The following is a 13356-nucleotide window of genomic DNA, read 5'->3' as shown; positions in this document are numbered from 1 at the left end:
CGAACGACGGACCGCGTGAGACCACATTCCCCGACCACGACGGCCACCAATTCGGGTGAAGAATCCACCCAGTCAAGCGATGGCGAAGCATACACAGGGCTCACATGTGCACTGTGGGTGGTCCCCCGAATGCGCTTCCGTACCACCAGTCGGAGTCGTTCCTCCCCTTGTGTTGCTCTGGGTAGGTGTGCGCGGAGCTGCGAGAATCCCGGGAAACAGCACTGGAGAAAGGATGCACAACGTTGATCACGCAACCTCCGGCGGACGTGCTCGACGCCTTCGAGTGCGGCGGTGTCCCGGTTCGGCTTGAAGGCGGGAAAGGCGGGACTTGGCGCGTCGGGGACGTCGTGCTGAAACCGGTGGAGTTCGCTCCGGAAACGCGGTGGCGGGCGGAGGCGCTCGCGGCGGTGACCGAGTCGGCGGAGTTTCGGATCGCGCGGCCGCTGCGGACGGGCGGGGGAAGCTGGATCGCCGGAGAGGGAGCCGACGGCCCGAATTCATCCGGTGGCAATCCGAGCCGCTCCCCCGCGTCCGCGCAGGGGTGGGAGGCCAGCCGGCTGGTCCTCGGACGTCCGGACACTTCCCGCCCGGACGACGCCGTTCGCGCCGGGATCGCGTTCCATCAGGCGATCGCGCACCTGCCTCGGCCGGAGTTTCTCGATCTCCGGACCGACCCGTGGGCCGTCGGAGACCGGGTCGCCTGGGAGGAATTGCCGCCCGATGCGTCGGCGACCGCCCGACGGCTTCTCGACCCGTTGCTCGCCGCCCGGAGGCCGGTCGAATTGACCGCGCAGGCGGTGCACGGCGATCTCCCCGGCAACGTCCTTTTCGCGCCGGGACAGCCGCCCGCGGTGATCGACTGGGCGGTCTACTGGCGGCCGCCGTCGTGGGCCGCCGCGGTGGCTGTCGCCGACGCATTGTGCTGGTACAAAGCGGTTCCCGGCTTGATCGACCGCTGGGCCCATTTGCCTGAATGGCGGCAGATGCTGATCCGCGCGCTCGTCTACCGGATCGTCACGCACGACCTGGCCGGGCACTGGACACCAGACCAGGTCTCCGCCTACCAGCCCGCGATCGCGGCCGTGCTCAGTTGACCAGGTTCTCCAGCGGCTCGCCCTTCGCGTAGTGCGCGAGCTGACGTTCGGCCAGCCGCTTCGCCCGCGGGTAGAACGAGTCCGAACCGCCGGCGATGTGCGGGGTGATGATCGCGCCGTCGAGGGTCCACAGTGGATGGTCGGAGGGCAGCGGTTCCGGGTCGACGACGTCGAGCGCCGCGCGCAGGCGGCCGGCGGAGACCTCGGCAGTGAGCGCGTCGGTGTCCACGGCGGTGCCGCGGCCGACGTTCACGACCAGGGCGGTGTCCGGCAGCAGGGCCAGTTCCGCGGCGCCGAAGAGGCCGCGGGTTTGCGGGTTGTCGGGCAGGACCAGTACCACGATGTCCGCGGTCGGCAGGAGGTCCGGCAGTTCGGCGATGCCGTGCACGCCGGAGCGAGCGGTGCTGGAGACCCGGACCACCTCGGCCTCGCCAGCCTCCAGGTATCGCTCGATGGCGCGGCCGATCGAGCCGTAGCCGACCAGCAGGACGCGGCAGTCGGCGAGCGAGCGCGTGTGCGCCCGGTCCCACGAACCGGTCTGTTGCTGCGCGAACCAGCGCGGGAAATACCGTTGCGCAGCAAGGATCAGCGCGAGCGCGTGCTCGGCGACGCTGAGGTCGTGCAGACCCCGGCCGTTCGCCAACTGCACGCCGGACGGGACGAGCGACAGCAGGTTGTCGTATCCGGCGGACAGCGTCTGCACCGCGCGCAGCGACAGCAACTGCGGGATGAGCTTCGCGGCGGCGGGGCCCTGGTCGTAGGGCAGGACGTAGAACTCGACGTCGTCGAGGCCGTCCGGCGGGGCGCCGCGGCCGTCCCACACGACCGCGTTCAGTTCGGCCGGAACGGAAATGTCGGACCAGGGCACCAGTACACGCGCGGTCATGCTCGCCTTTCCTTCGTTTTCACCGGAACCGCGACTACCAGCACCGCGGCTGCGGCCATTGTCCCCGCCAGCATCAGGAACGCGGCAGCCGTGCTGCCGGTGGCGGATTCGAGCCAGCCGACCAGGTAGGTCCCGAGGAACCCGCCGAGCGCGCCAGCCGCGTTGATCACGGCTACCGCCACCCCAGCGGTCCGCTGCGGCAGAAGTTCGGAAATCAAGGCGAAGAACGGGCCGTACGGCGCGTACAAGGCCACCGCGGCGACCGCTAGCAGCACGAACGCCCACCAGAAGTGCTGCTTGCCCAAGAGGTACGAACCGTAGAACGCGACCGCGCCGGCGAGCAGCCACGGCCACACGTAGCGCCGCCGCGCGCCGGAGCGGTCCGAACTGCGCGAGTTGATCAGCATCGCCACCACGGCGAAGGCGTACGGAATCGCCGACAGCAAACCGGTCGCGCCGATCCCGGCCGACGAGCCCGCCTTGACGATCGACGGCAACCAGAACACGAAGCCGTAAACCCCGATGCTCCACAACAGATATTGCGCCGACAGCACCAGAACCGCCTTGGACCGCAAGGCTTCCCGCACCGGGCGGTCCGCAGGTTCCGGCAGCTGCGCCTGTTCCGCGGCGATCGCGCGCTCGATCGCGTCACGACCGGCCGCGTCGAGCCACGGCGTGTCGGCGGGCCGGTCGCGGACCTGTGCGCGGAACACGAAAGCCCAGATCAGCGCGGGGATTCCCTCGATGATGAACATGCCGCGCCACGACGTCGCTTCGATCAAATACCCCGACGCCGCCGACAGCCACATCACCGTGACCGGGTTGCCGAGGATCAGGAAAGCGTTGGCACGACCGCGTTCGGCCTTCGTGAACCAGCGCGCGAGCAGCACGACGAGCGCGGGCAGCACCGCCGCTTCCACCGCGCCGAGCAGGAACCGGACCACGATCAGCACCGGCACCGAGCTGAGCAGGCCCTGCGCGGTCGCGAGAACGCCCCACGCGAGCACCGACCAGAAGATCAGGCTGCGCACGCTGCGGCGGTCGGCGTAGAGGACGCCGGGGACCTGCAGCAGGAAGTAGCCGAGGAAGAACGACGCGCCGATCAGCCCGGACGTCGTGCTCGTGAGGTGCAGTTCCTCGGCCATGCCGCCGGCGGTCGCGATCGAAAAGTTCGACCGGTCGAGGTAGGCGAGGCTGTAGGTGACGAAGACGATCGGGATCAGCCGCAGCCACCGCTGCCTCCCGAGCGTGCCCGCCTGCTCGACGGTGTTCATCCGGTACTCCTGTCGCCGCTGACCCAAGTCCTTGACGCGCTTTCCGTAATATGGAAAGCTATTCCGCAATGCGGTGAGAGGCAGTGTGCGACGCCGCGCCCAGGACGTCAAGGGGGTCCGATGGCGGACATGGTCGGCAAGGCTTTGCGGGTGCTGTCCCTGCTCGGCGGATACCCCGAAGGCGTGCCGCTGTCCGAGCTGGCACGCGCCGCCGGATATCCGGTGAGCACGACGCATCGCCTGCTCAGTTCCTTGCAGAGCGAGGGATTCGCGCGCAACGACCCGGTGTCGAAGCGGTATTCGCTGGGGCTGCGGCTGTTCGAGCTGGGCCAGTCGGTGTCGCAGGCGCGCGGGTTCGCCGGCGTCGCGCTGCCGGTGATGCAGAAGCTGTCCGCGGAGACCGGCGAGCCGACGCTGCTGGCCGTGCTGGACGGGCACAACCAGGTGTATGTCCATTCGGTGGAGGGGTCGCAGCGGCTGCAGATTCGCGGTGAACCGGGCGCGCGCGGGCCGTTGCACTGCACGTCGATGGGCAAATGCCTGGTCGCGTTCGCGCCGAACCGGGACGAGCTGATCGCTTCGCTGGAGCTGCCTGAGCTGGGCCCGCGCACGATCACCTCGCGGGAGGCGTTCGCGGCGGAGATCGCGGCGGTGCGCGAACGCGGTTTCGCGATCGCCGACGAGGAGCACGAGGAAGGCATCCGCGCGGTCGGCGTTCCGATCAGGACGCCGGACGGGACCGCGATCGCCGCGTTGTCGACTGCGGCACCGGCTTATCGGCTGAGCGTTGCTCAACTTGAGGGGTTCGTGCCTGCTTTGCGTGCTGCGGCTAGGGAATTGGCGGCGGTGCTGCCTCGGTGAGGTCGTGCGTGTTTATGCCGGTTCTAACCGGGATTGCCACTCACGAGCCGATCTCGCCCTTGATCCACGAGACGAGCTGATCCACGCGCGCCGCGGTTTCGGTGCCGGGCTGAGGGCAGTCGGGGCCGAAGTTCTCGACCGCGATCAGCGTGTTCTTGCCCTTCACCGGCACGAAAAACGGCGAACCCGAGTCGTCCGGGCACGGGCTGTTCTCCACGGTCCGCTTCTTCAGCGGTATAAGGGTGATCTCGTTCTTGCGCACTTCGTCGACCTGGAAGTCGCCGCGTTTGATGTGGTCGGTCTGCACGATGACCTTCGAGGACAGCGAACCCCAGCCGACGAAGGTCGTGTGCTGGCCCGGGTCCGGCGGGCCGTCCGGCAGCGCGAGCGGTTCGATGTCGGTGACCGGCTCGGAAAGCTTGGCGATCGCGAGGTCGTTGACCGCGGACTGGCGCGTGTCCACGATCTTCAGCACGTGCCCGCGCGGGTCGGAGTCGGTGAGCTTCCCGATGGCGGCGGTCATGGTGTAGTCGGGTTTGCCGCTGACGCGCGTGCCGTCGAGGTCGTGGAAGCAGTGGCCCGCGGTGACGATCCATTGCGGGGCGATCAGCGAACCGCTGCAGCCGCCGGTGCGGACGCCGCCGCCCTTCTCCGGGATGTCCTTCGAGGACAATTTGACGCTGAACGGCGTCGGATGGTCAGGCAGGGCGGGTGCGGTGGGTTGCGAGGACGCTGGTGCCTTGCCGCCGGAACCGCCGCTGACCGTGCCGCTGGCGTTGCCCGCGCTGCCGCTGGCGCCGCGCGCGACGGCGACGTTCGACACCGGCTTGGCGGTCTCGGCCTCCGCGGTCCGTTGCAGGCCGACGTAGGCCCCGGCGAGCCCGGCTCCGACGACCGTGGCTACTGCCACGGCGCCCAGCCGAAGGCTCGCCCGCTGGGCGGAACGTGACTTTGCGTGCACCACGGGGTCCAAGATAGCGAAGTTGTTAAGCCGAATGAGTGAGTGTGCCCGATTAATCCGATGACCAGGGTAGAAACTGACGCGGCCGATACAGGGGGTCGGGGCTTGGTCACGGAATGCTAACGGCGCGGGTGCGTTTTGCCTGGAGGCTGGGCCGTTCGGGCGCAGGGGCCGGATTGCGGGAATTGCTCCCGCTCAGCGGGACATCCGTGCCGGGTTCCGCCTCTGGGCTTGAGCTGTCCCGCTCCGGCGCGACATTGAGTGCATGCCGCGCCATCAAGGTGGCGCTCGGTGCGCAGGGGAAAGTCCGTGAGGGGAACCCCGAGGGACTCTGAGTCCGTGAAGGTTCCCCTCACGTACATCCGCAAGCAGTGCGGGCGTTCGAGGCATCCTGCGCGCCCGAAGCGGCTTTCGGCGCGCCGCCCACTCGTGCGGCCTCGGATGCGTGTCGCGCACCGCAGCCGGGCGAGTCCTAATCCAGCAGGGCAAGCCGATTCACCAGCACCTCCAAAACCCCTTCCGGCCAAGGAAACATCGGCGACGCGGGTCTCAGCTCGGCCAGGCCATGCAGTCCGGCCCACAGGGCGGTCGCGTCGGAGAACGCCGAGGTGCTGCGCGAGAGTCCGGCGTCCGCGCAGCCCTGCACCGCTTGTGCCAGCAGGGCGAACACGTCCTGCTCCGCCGCCGTCGTCACCTCCGGATTCTCGGCCGTCCGCGCGGCATTCCACACGCCGCCGAACAGGATGCGGTAGCGCTTCGGGCGCTCCAGGGCGAAGTCCAGGTACGTCGTGCACACCGAGCGCAGCTGCGCGTCCGGCTTGTCCACCTCGGCCAGTCCGGCTTCGATGCGTTCCTTCAACTCGGCGAACGCTTCCCGCACCACCGCCAGCAGGATCTGGTCGCGGTCGGCGAAGTGCCGGTAGATGGACGGTGCCGCGATGCCGGTCCGCCGGGCGACCGCGCGCAAGGTGACCGCATCCTCGCCGCCGCCCTCGTCGAGGATCTCGGCCGCCGCCCGCACGATCTCCTCCCGCAGCCGGGCACCTTCGCCGCGGCGGTTCCGGGCGCGTCCTTCTGCTGCGTTCACGGCCGCAAGCTTACAACTGTTAGCGATACTGCCTTCGATCCATCGCGCGCTGCAAATCGGGAATCGTGGACTGGTCGAGGAAGCGAGCCGGTGCGGCGTCCGCCACCGAAAGCTGTTTCAGCAAGCTTCTTCCTTCCTTATTCGCGGAGGCCGATGGCGTCGATGGGCTTGGCACGCAAGGTGACCCGAGTGGACAGTCCAAGCGAGACCAGGCTGAGCAAGAACGCTCCGGCGACGATCCCGCCGAACACCGCGGGCGTTCCGGCTGGCAATGGGGTGCTCCGCAGGGCGAGATTCAGCAGTACCAAGGGAATCGCCGCTACCACCGTGCCGAGCAGCACCGCGACCCCAGCGGTTGTCAACGCTTCCAGGCGCATCATCCGCACGACCTGGCCTCGGGTGGTGCCGATCAGCCGCAGCAGCGCGAATTCCCGCGAGCGCTGCGCCGTGGTCATCACCAGCGTGTTGGCCACCGAGATCACCACGTAGCCGAGGATCACGCCGACCGCGACCAGGTTCAGGTAGAACTGCTGTTGTCCCGCCGCATTGTCGGCCGCCGAGACCGTGGAGCCGGGCACGACGTTGAGGCCTGGGTAGCGAGTGCTGAGGTCGCGCAGCGCGGCGGTCACCGCGGCCGGGTCGGCGTTCGGGTCCTGGCGCACCAGAACGGAACTGTCCATCCGGTCGCCGGTGTGCGAGCGGGCGAGGTCGGCGGGCAGCACGTACTCGCCGAACGCCTGGTTGTGCGTGTAGACCGCTACCAGTTTCACCTTCGCCGGACTGCCGTCGGCGAACCAGAAGTCGACCTCGTCGCCGATTTTCTTGTCGTACCAGTCGGCCTCGCCCTTGCTCATCGCGACGGTGTCGCCGCGCAGGTCGGCCAGATTCCCGGACACGACGCCGAGATCGAGCACGCCGCGCACTTGGTCGCCGTTGAGCCCCTGCGCCGGGTACTTCATCACGCGCAGCCGGTTCTCCTCCGGGACCGTGGTGACCACGTCGGTGCGGATCACCGAGGTGGCCGCCGCGACTCCGGGGATCGCGCGCGCCGCTGCGGCGACTTCCGGAGACAGCGCCCCGGTGCTGCTCGTCAGGACGTGGTCCGCGGAGGTCGACCGGACGGCCTGTTCCTGCCTGGCCGCGGCGGAGGACGTCTGGCTGTAGAACATCGAGATCGCGAACGCGACCGCCAGCATCACCGGGGTCACGGCCGACGCGAGCCGGCGGGCGTTGGCCTGGTTGTTCGCGGCGGCCAGGTACCCGCTGATCCGCGATACGCCGGTGTACACCGGGGCGATGATCCGGGTCATGAAGGCGACCACCTTCGGCCCGAGCACCGCGAGCCCGATCACGACCACCAGCGCGGACATCGACGAGGCCGCGAGCGCACCGTCGCCGGTCACGTACATCGGCACGGTTGAGCCGCCGAAGCCGAGCAGCACCAGCAGCCAGCCGATGAGGACCCGGCTCCGGCCGAGTTCGCGGCGTTCGACGGCCGCCTCGCCGAGTGCTTCGATCGGGCGGATCGACGCCGGGCGCCGCGCCGCCGACCACGCGGCCAGTCGCGCCGCGCCCAACCCGAGCAGGAACGCGACGACGAGCGGGAGCGGGCCGATCGCGAGGTCGAAGTCCGGCGGGATCACGCCGATCCCGGCGAACGCGTTGCGCAATCCGTAGGCCACGGCCACGCCCAAGCCCGCGCCGCACACTCCGGCGGTGACCGCGATCAGCATGGTTTCGGCGCTGATCAGCTTGCGGATCTGCTTCGGTGTGGCCGCGATCGCCCGCAGCAGGGCGAATTCCCGGCGACGCTGGTTGATCACCAAGGCCAACGTGCTCGACACGACGAACACCGCGACCAGGATCGCGAACCCGCCGAACGATCCCGCGAGGGCGAACAGCAGGACCCGGGTCTGGCTCACGTCGAGGAATTCGACAGTGCTGCGTCCGACGCCCGTCGTCACCGTGACCGGTTGCCCGCTGACTGCCGCGCTGATGCGGCTTTCCAAGTCGCCGGTCGACGTGCCGGGCGCGGCTAGCACGCCGATCGCGTGGACCTGCCCGGGTTTCCCGGAAAGGTCAGCGGCGCGTGCGGCGGAGAAGAACATGGCCGACTGCCGCGTCAAACCGTTGCCAGATTTCGGGGCGGCGATGCCGGTGACCCGGAAGTCCATCGGCGTGGAACGGGTCGAGATCCGTACTGTGCTGCCGACCGAAACTCCGCCGCGGGCCGCGAGTTCTGCGTCGAGAACGACTTCGTTCGACGCTTCGGGCGCGTGGCCTTCGCGCAAGGAGAACGGGGCGAGTACCGCCGCGTCCCAGTTGTGTCCGCGCGACTGGCTGCCGTTCGGGCCGGTGAGCACCTGGCCGCTGGACGTCACGACGTTCGCCGGGAAGTCCTGCTCCGGCACCGCCTGGCGCACGCCGGGCACTTCGGCGATCTTGCCGATCAGCGTCTCGGGCACCGTCGTCTGTTCGCTGACCTGCTGAGACTCGCCGAAATCCGCGCCAGGCGGTTTCGTGGTCTGCAGCCCGCCGACCACCACGGCGGCTTCGGCGTAACGCTGGGTCGGGACTCCGGCGCGCAGACCGGATTCCATGAGGACGCCGCAGCCCGCGACGAGCGCGGTGCCGCAGAGGATCGCGATGAACGCGCCGACGAAACCGCTCAGCCGGGTCTTCGTCGTCTGCCAAGCCAACGACCACATGGCGGTCACCACTCCCCGAGGTGGGTCATCCGCTCCGCGACCCGTTCCGGGGTCGGCTGCGGGAGGTGGCCGGCGAGCTTGCCGTCGGCGAGGAACAGCACTCCGTGCGCGGCGGACGCGGCGACCGGGTCGTGGGTGACCATCAACACGGTCTGGCCCATCTGGTCGACCACGGTGCGCAACAGGTCGAGCACCTGGCGCGCGGTGCGGGTGTCGAGCGCGCCGGTCGGCTCGTCGGCGAGCACGACCTCGGGCCGGGTGATCAGCGCGCGGGCGATCGCGACGCGCTGCTGCTGTCCCCCGGACAGTTCCGCGGGGCGGTGCTCCAGCCGCTTCGCGATGCCGACGCCGTCGACGAGCTCGCGCAGCCAGCGCGGATCCGGCTTCTTGCCCGCCAGCCGCATCGGCAACGTGATGTTCTGCAGCACATTCAGCGACGGGAGCAGGTTGTAGGCCTGGAAAATGAACCCGATCCGGGTCCGGCGCAATTCGGTGAGCGAGCGCTCGCGGAGCCCGCCGAGTTCGGTGTCGCCGAGCAGCACCCGGCCCGAACTCGGCCGGTCCAGACCAGCCGCGCAGTGCAGGAAGGTGCTCTTTCCGGATCCCGACGGCCCCATGACCGCGGTGAACGAGCCCCGCTGGATCCCGACCGACACCCCGTCCAGCGCGGTGACCGCGCCGTCGCCGGAGCCGTAGATCTTGCGCACCGCTTCCAGCCTCAGGGCGTGTGTACCGCCTGTGTTCATCTTCGTGTCGCTCCTCGGGCCAGCAGATTCTCTGTCGCTCATGAAGCTATGGCCGCGGGTGGGCGAAAACGATCCCGAGCGCGGGAGTCTTGGGGGTAGCGCAGGCACCACCACCCCCGGTGGGGACTTAAGCGGCGTGGCCTCACGCCTACCTACCATCCACAAAGGACTTCACTTCCGCCGAAACACCCCACCTATGCCCACTTAGCCGCTTCCTCGCGTCCGTGAGGGGAACCCTGAGGGACTCTGAGTCCCTCAGGGTTCCCCTCACGGACAGCAAACATTGACCGCCACCCCCGGTGGGGACGTCCTAATGGGACACTGTGCGAGTGAAAAACCGGCTGCGCTCGTGGTGGTCCGGACTCCGCTATCTGCTGGTGGGGGCCGCGACCTCGTTCCTCGCCATGCTGCTCTTCTTCGCGATGGCCATCGTGCTCGTGACGTGCTTGATCGGCGTCGGGATCCCGGCGCTGCCGGTCGCGTTGAAACTGATTCGATACCCGCTGCGGTTCGAACGCCGCCGCGCCGGCCGCCGGTTAGGCGAGCCGATCGCCGAGCCGTACGCCAACGTTTCCCCGATTCGAGACCCGGCAAGCCTGCGGGATCTGGCGTGGCTGGCGTTGCATGCCGTGGTCGGCTTCGTCGTCGGGGTGCTCGCGTTCAGCCTGCCGCTCGGCGGGGTGCGCCAGATCCTCACCGGCGTGTTCTGGTGGCTGGTGCCCGGCGGAATCCAGAGTTCGCTGGAGTTCATGGTGAACTCGTGGCCGACGGCCGCGCTCTGTGTGTTCAGCGGGATCGTCATGATCGCGCTCACCTTCTGGGCCTCGCCGCTGGCGCGGTGGCAAGCCCTCGCGGCGCGGGCGCTTCTCGGCCCGCGCCCCGGTGCCTCGCTGACCGACCGGGTGGTCGAGCTGACCGCGACCCGCGCCGCCGCGCTCGAGGCGCACGGTGCGGAACTCCGCCGTCTCGAACGTGATCTGCACGACGGGACGCAGGCGCGGCTCTCCGCGGTCGTGCTGCAACTCGGGATCGCCGACCAGCTTTTCGAGGGAAATCCGGCCAAGGCAAGGGAATTGCTCGGCAAGGCGCAGGACGCGGCGACCGAAGCACTCGCCGAATTGCGCACCGTCGTGCGGAGCATTCACCCGCCGTTGCTGACCGACCGCGGCCTCGACGGCGCGATCACCGCTCTCGCCGACCGGTGCGCGGTTCCGTGCACTGTGGACGTTCGCAGCACCGCACGCCGACCGGCCGCGGTCGAGGCGGCGGTGTACTTCATTGTCGCCGAGACGCTGGCGAATGTGACCAAGCATTCCGGCGCGGAACAGGCGTCGATTACGCTCGACGGCACCATCGACACCTTGCGGATCGAAATCCGCGACGACGGCCGCGGCGGCGCGGACGAATCCCAGGGCAGCGGGCTGGCCGGGATCCGGAAACGCGCCGAGGCCTTCGACGGGACGGTCACGCTCACGAGCCCGCCCGGTGGACCGACTGTTCTGGAAGTGGAGTTGCCATGCGGGTCGTGATCGTCGAGGACGACGCCCTGCTGCGAGAAGGTTTGGTGCTGCTGCTCGACACCTCGGGCATCGAGGTCGCCGCGGCTTTCGACAACACCGACGAGTTCCTCGCGTTCGTCCGCGAAGACCGTCCGGACGCGGTGATCACCGACGTCCGCCTGCCCCCGACGCACACCGACGAGGGCCTGCGCGCGGCCGTGCAAGCGCGGCAGCTGCACCCCGGACTGCCGGTGCTGGTGCTGTCCGCGCACGTGGAGACCGGCTACGCAGCCGAGCTGCTCGCGGACGGCAAGGGCGCGGTCGGCTACCTGCTCAAGGAACGCGTCGGCAAGGTCGCCAAGTTCCTCGACTCGCTGCACCGCGTCGTCGAAGGCGGCACGGCGATGGACCCCGAGGTGGTGACCCAGCTGCTGGCCCACCGCCGCGACCCGATCGACGCCCTCACCGCGCGCGAACGCGAGGTGCTCGGGCTGATGGCGGAGGGGTACAACAACGCCACGATCGCGGAACTACTGGTGGTCAGCGACGGGACGGTGCTCAAGCACATCCGCAACATCTTCGCGAAACTGGGCTTGCCGGAGGACAACGGACACCGGCGGGTGCTGGCGGTGCTGGCTTACCTGCGCTCGTGAGTGCTGATCCCGGTTCTAACCGGGATTGCCGCTCACGAGCCCCTCTTGGTAGCGCAGGCACCACCGTGAAGTTGGGCGTGCACGGCATGGTTGCCGCGGTGTCCGCTCCATAGTGTTCTCGGCATGGAGACTTCCCGTAGCCGCACCGCCGGCGGCCCTGTTGTTACTGCCTTGCTGTGGCTGGTTTTTCTCGCCGGTGCCGCCGCCAATTCGATCGGCCAGTTCGCCGGGCTGGAGGACACTTACCGGTACATCGGCGGCGGGATAGCGGCGGTGTGCCTGGTGTTTTTGCTGGTGCGGTTCCTGGCGCGCCGCAAGGATTGATCAGGCGAGCCCGGCGATGAACTCACTCAAGAGGCGGTTCGCCGGGCCGGGCTCGAACAACCCTGCCAACTCCGCCCGAGCGGTCTGTCGCCGGAATTCGCCTTGATAGGAAGCGTCACCGGCGTTGTGCACTAATTCGGTCCACCAGCTCGCGAACGCCTGGTACTTCCAGACGTGCCGCAGCGCAGTCGCCGAGTAGCTGTCGAGCAAGCTTGAATCCCGCTCTTTCCGGTAGCGGACAACGGCGTCCGCGAACAGCTCCGCATCAGGCAGAGCCAGATTCATTCCCTTAGCACTCATGGGCGGGACGATGTGCGCAGCGTCGCCAAGGAGGTAAAGGCGACCGTGGCTCATCGTGCTGTGCACCACGCTTCGCAGCGGCACCAGCTGCGTACTGGCGATCGGGCCTCGGGTCATGGGTTCCTCGAAACGTGCCTCGATTTCAGCCCAGATGCGTTCGTCGGTCCATTCCTCCAGAGAACTGTCCAACGGGCATTGCAGATAGAACCGGCTCGCTTGCGGACCGCGGGCGAATTGACCGGCGAAGCCGCGGTGGTGGAGGCCATCATGGACTGGTGCTTGCCGGGCACTTCCGCGAGCACCGTCAGCCACGCGTAGCCGTATTCGTGGGTGTAGCGCGTGAGATCGGGGATCGCGGCTCGGCTGGCGCCGCGGTCTCCGTCGCATCCGGCGATGAACTCGCAGGCGATCGTTCGGTTGTCCGCGCAACGGACCAGCGGACGATCGAGGTTCTCGATCGAAATCTCAGTCGAGAAGCGGAGATCTCCGCCGTCCGCGAGGAAAACCTCGATCAAATTCCGGACCAGCACTTGCTGCGGGCAAAACCGGCCGTCGCCTTGATCGCTCGCGTCCAGGGCGAGCGGGCGCGTTTCGCCGTCGATGCGGAAGTTCAGCACCGGCTGGGTCGGGACGCCGCCGACAACCCGGTCTTCGAGGCCGTGCGCGCGGAACATCCTGGCCGCCCGAGTGTCGATGACCCCGGCTCGCTGGCGCTGTTCGACGTATTACCGGCTGCGCTTCTCCACGATGACGCAGTCGATCCCGCTGTGCAGCAGGAAAATTCCCAAGGTGAGCCCGGCGACTCCGGCGCCCACGATCACGACGGTGGTGTTCTCGTCCATTTCGGACAGTGTTGCGGTCATGTCTCCAGGTTCGCCGGAACCGGGCTGGCAGCGGTACCAGCAGCCCGACTAGGTCTTCCGGAAACCCGCCAACCTCACCGATCGCCGCGGCGCAGCTCCT

12 protein-coding genes and 1 pseudogene are annotated in these 13356 nt (G+C 68.6%); 5 read left to right on the top strand and 8 right to left on the bottom strand.

Annotated elements, in window-relative coordinates; all coding sequences use genetic code 11:
* Positions 1-242: 242 nt before the first annotated feature.
* Positions 243-1094 carry a TIGR02569 family protein gene (locus D0D37_RS28730; RefSeq protein WP_116203714.1) on the top strand — a complete coding sequence of 284 codons (852 nt, stop codon included), beginning with the start codon at positions 243-245 and terminating at the stop codon, positions 1092-1094.
* Here the strand turns inward: D0D37_RS28730 and D0D37_RS28725 are convergent.
* Positions 1087-1980, bottom strand: a complete 894-nt coding sequence (locus D0D37_RS28725; RefSeq protein ID WP_116203713.1) for a 2-hydroxyacid dehydrogenase — start codon at positions 1978-1980, stop codon at positions 1087-1089. The two genes, D0D37_RS28730 and D0D37_RS28725, sit on opposite strands and share 8 nt — an antisense overlap.
* Positions 1977-3254 (bottom strand): MFS transporter, encoded by a 1278-nt coding sequence (locus D0D37_RS28720; RefSeq protein ID WP_116203712.1) that lies wholly within the window; start codon positions 3252-3254, stop codon positions 1977-1979. The genes D0D37_RS28725 and D0D37_RS28720 overlap by 4 nt, the downstream gene beginning before the upstream one ends.
* A 120-nt stretch (positions 3255-3374) precedes the next feature.
* On the opposite strand from D0D37_RS28720, the gene D0D37_RS28715 reads away from it, so the two are divergent.
* On the top strand, positions 3375-4115 hold the full coding sequence (locus D0D37_RS28715; RefSeq protein WP_116203711.1) for an IclR family transcriptional regulator: 741 nt from the start codon (positions 3375-3377) through the stop codon (positions 4113-4115).
* A gap of 40 nt (positions 4116-4155) precedes the next feature.
* Here the strand turns inward: D0D37_RS28715 and D0D37_RS28710 are convergent, their stop codons facing one another.
* The 4 genes from D0D37_RS28710 to D0D37_RS28695 all read right to left on the bottom strand — a co-directional run bounded on the left by D0D37_RS28710 (position 4156) and on the right by D0D37_RS28695 (position 9617).
* Positions 4156-5025, bottom strand: a complete 870-nt coding sequence (locus D0D37_RS28710; RefSeq protein WP_208720183.1) for a S1 family peptidase — start codon at positions 5023-5025, stop codon at positions 4156-4158.
* 523 nt (positions 5026-5548) lie between these two features.
* The gene (locus tag D0D37_RS28705; RefSeq protein ID WP_116203710.1) at positions 5549-6163 is read right to left on the bottom strand and encodes a TetR/AcrR family transcriptional regulator; all 615 of its coding nucleotides are present in this window, start codon (positions 6161-6163) and stop codon (positions 5549-5551) included.
* Between the two features lie 137 nt (positions 6164-6300).
* Complete coding sequence (locus D0D37_RS28700) at positions 6301-8871, bottom strand: ABC transporter permease (RefSeq protein ID WP_116203730.1); 2571 nt, start codon at positions 8869-8871, stop codon at positions 6301-6303.
* A 5-nt stretch (positions 8872-8876) separates the two neighbouring features.
* Positions 8877-9617, bottom strand: a complete 741-nt coding sequence (locus D0D37_RS28695) for an ABC transporter ATP-binding protein (protein ID WP_116203709.1) — start codon at positions 9615-9617, stop codon at positions 8877-8879.
* A 329-nt stretch (positions 9618-9946) separates the two neighbouring features.
* On the opposite strand from D0D37_RS28695, the gene D0D37_RS28690 reads away from it, so the two are divergent.
* The 3 genes from D0D37_RS28690 to D0D37_RS28680 all read left to right on the top strand — a co-directional run bounded on the left by D0D37_RS28690 (position 9947) and on the right by D0D37_RS28680 (position 12093).
* Positions 9947-11146: a sensor histidine kinase gene (locus D0D37_RS28690; RefSeq protein ID WP_116203708.1), complete on the top strand. Its 1200-nt coding sequence runs from the start codon at positions 9947-9949 to the stop codon at positions 11144-11146.
* Complete coding sequence (locus D0D37_RS28685) at positions 11134-11769, top strand: response regulator (protein ID WP_116203707.1); 636 nt, start codon at positions 11134-11136, stop codon at positions 11767-11769. The genes D0D37_RS28690 and D0D37_RS28685 overlap by 13 nt, the downstream gene beginning before the upstream one ends.
* A gap of 123 nt (positions 11770-11892) precedes the next feature.
* Positions 11893-12093 (top strand): hypothetical protein, encoded by a 201-nt coding sequence (locus tag D0D37_RS28680; protein ID WP_116203706.1) that lies wholly within the window; start codon positions 11893-11895, stop codon positions 12091-12093.
* Here D0D37_RS28680 and D0D37_RS48530 read toward each other — a convergent pair whose 3' ends face one another.
* Positions 12094-12582, bottom strand: coding sequence for an FAD-dependent monooxygenase (locus tag D0D37_RS48530; protein ID WP_279630340.1), 489 nt, complete (start codon positions 12580-12582; stop codon positions 12094-12096).
* A pseudogene (locus D0D37_RS48525) lies at positions 12507-13235 on the bottom strand (FAD-dependent monooxygenase). Before D0D37_RS48525 ends, D0D37_RS48530 begins: the two are co-directional and overlap by 76 nt.
* Between the last annotated feature and the right edge of the window lie 121 nt (positions 13236-13356).

The sequence above is a fragment of the Amycolatopsis circi genome, from assembly GCF_003385235.1.
Classification (GTDB): Bacteria; Actinomycetota; Actinomycetes; order Mycobacteriales; family Pseudonocardiaceae; genus Amycolatopsis; species Amycolatopsis circi.
Note: the sequence above shows the minus strand (reverse complement) of the source record. Positions and strands in the feature narration are given on the sequence as shown.

Bases quoted from the DNA above. Each gene is read 5' to 3' on its own strand.
- D0D37_RS28725 (WP_116203713.1), bottom strand. From the start codon at position 1,980: ATGACCGCGCGTGTACTGGTGCCCTGGTCCGACATTTCCGTTCCGGCC.
- D0D37_RS28720 (WP_116203712.1), bottom strand. From the start codon at position 3,254: ATGAACACCGTCGAGCAGGCGGGCACGCTCGGGAGGCAGCGGTGGCTG.
- D0D37_RS28715 (WP_116203711.1), top strand. From the start codon at position 3,375: ATGGCGGACATGGTCGGCAAGGCTTTGCGGGTGCTGTCCCTGCTCGGC.
- D0D37_RS28700 (WP_116203730.1), bottom strand. From the start codon at position 8,871: ATGTGGTCGTTGGCTTGGCAGACGACGAAGACCCGGCTGAGCGGTTTC.
- D0D37_RS28695 (WP_116203709.1), bottom strand. From the start codon at position 9,617: ATGAACACAGGCGGTACACACGCCCTGAGGCTGGAAGCGGTGCGCAAG.
- D0D37_RS28685 (WP_116203707.1), top strand. From the start codon at position 11,134: ATGCGGGTCGTGATCGTCGAGGACGACGCCCTGCTGCGAGAAGGTTTG.
- D0D37_RS28680 (WP_116203706.1), top strand. From the start codon at position 11,893: ATGGAGACTTCCCGTAGCCGCACCGCCGGCGGCCCTGTTGTTACTGCC.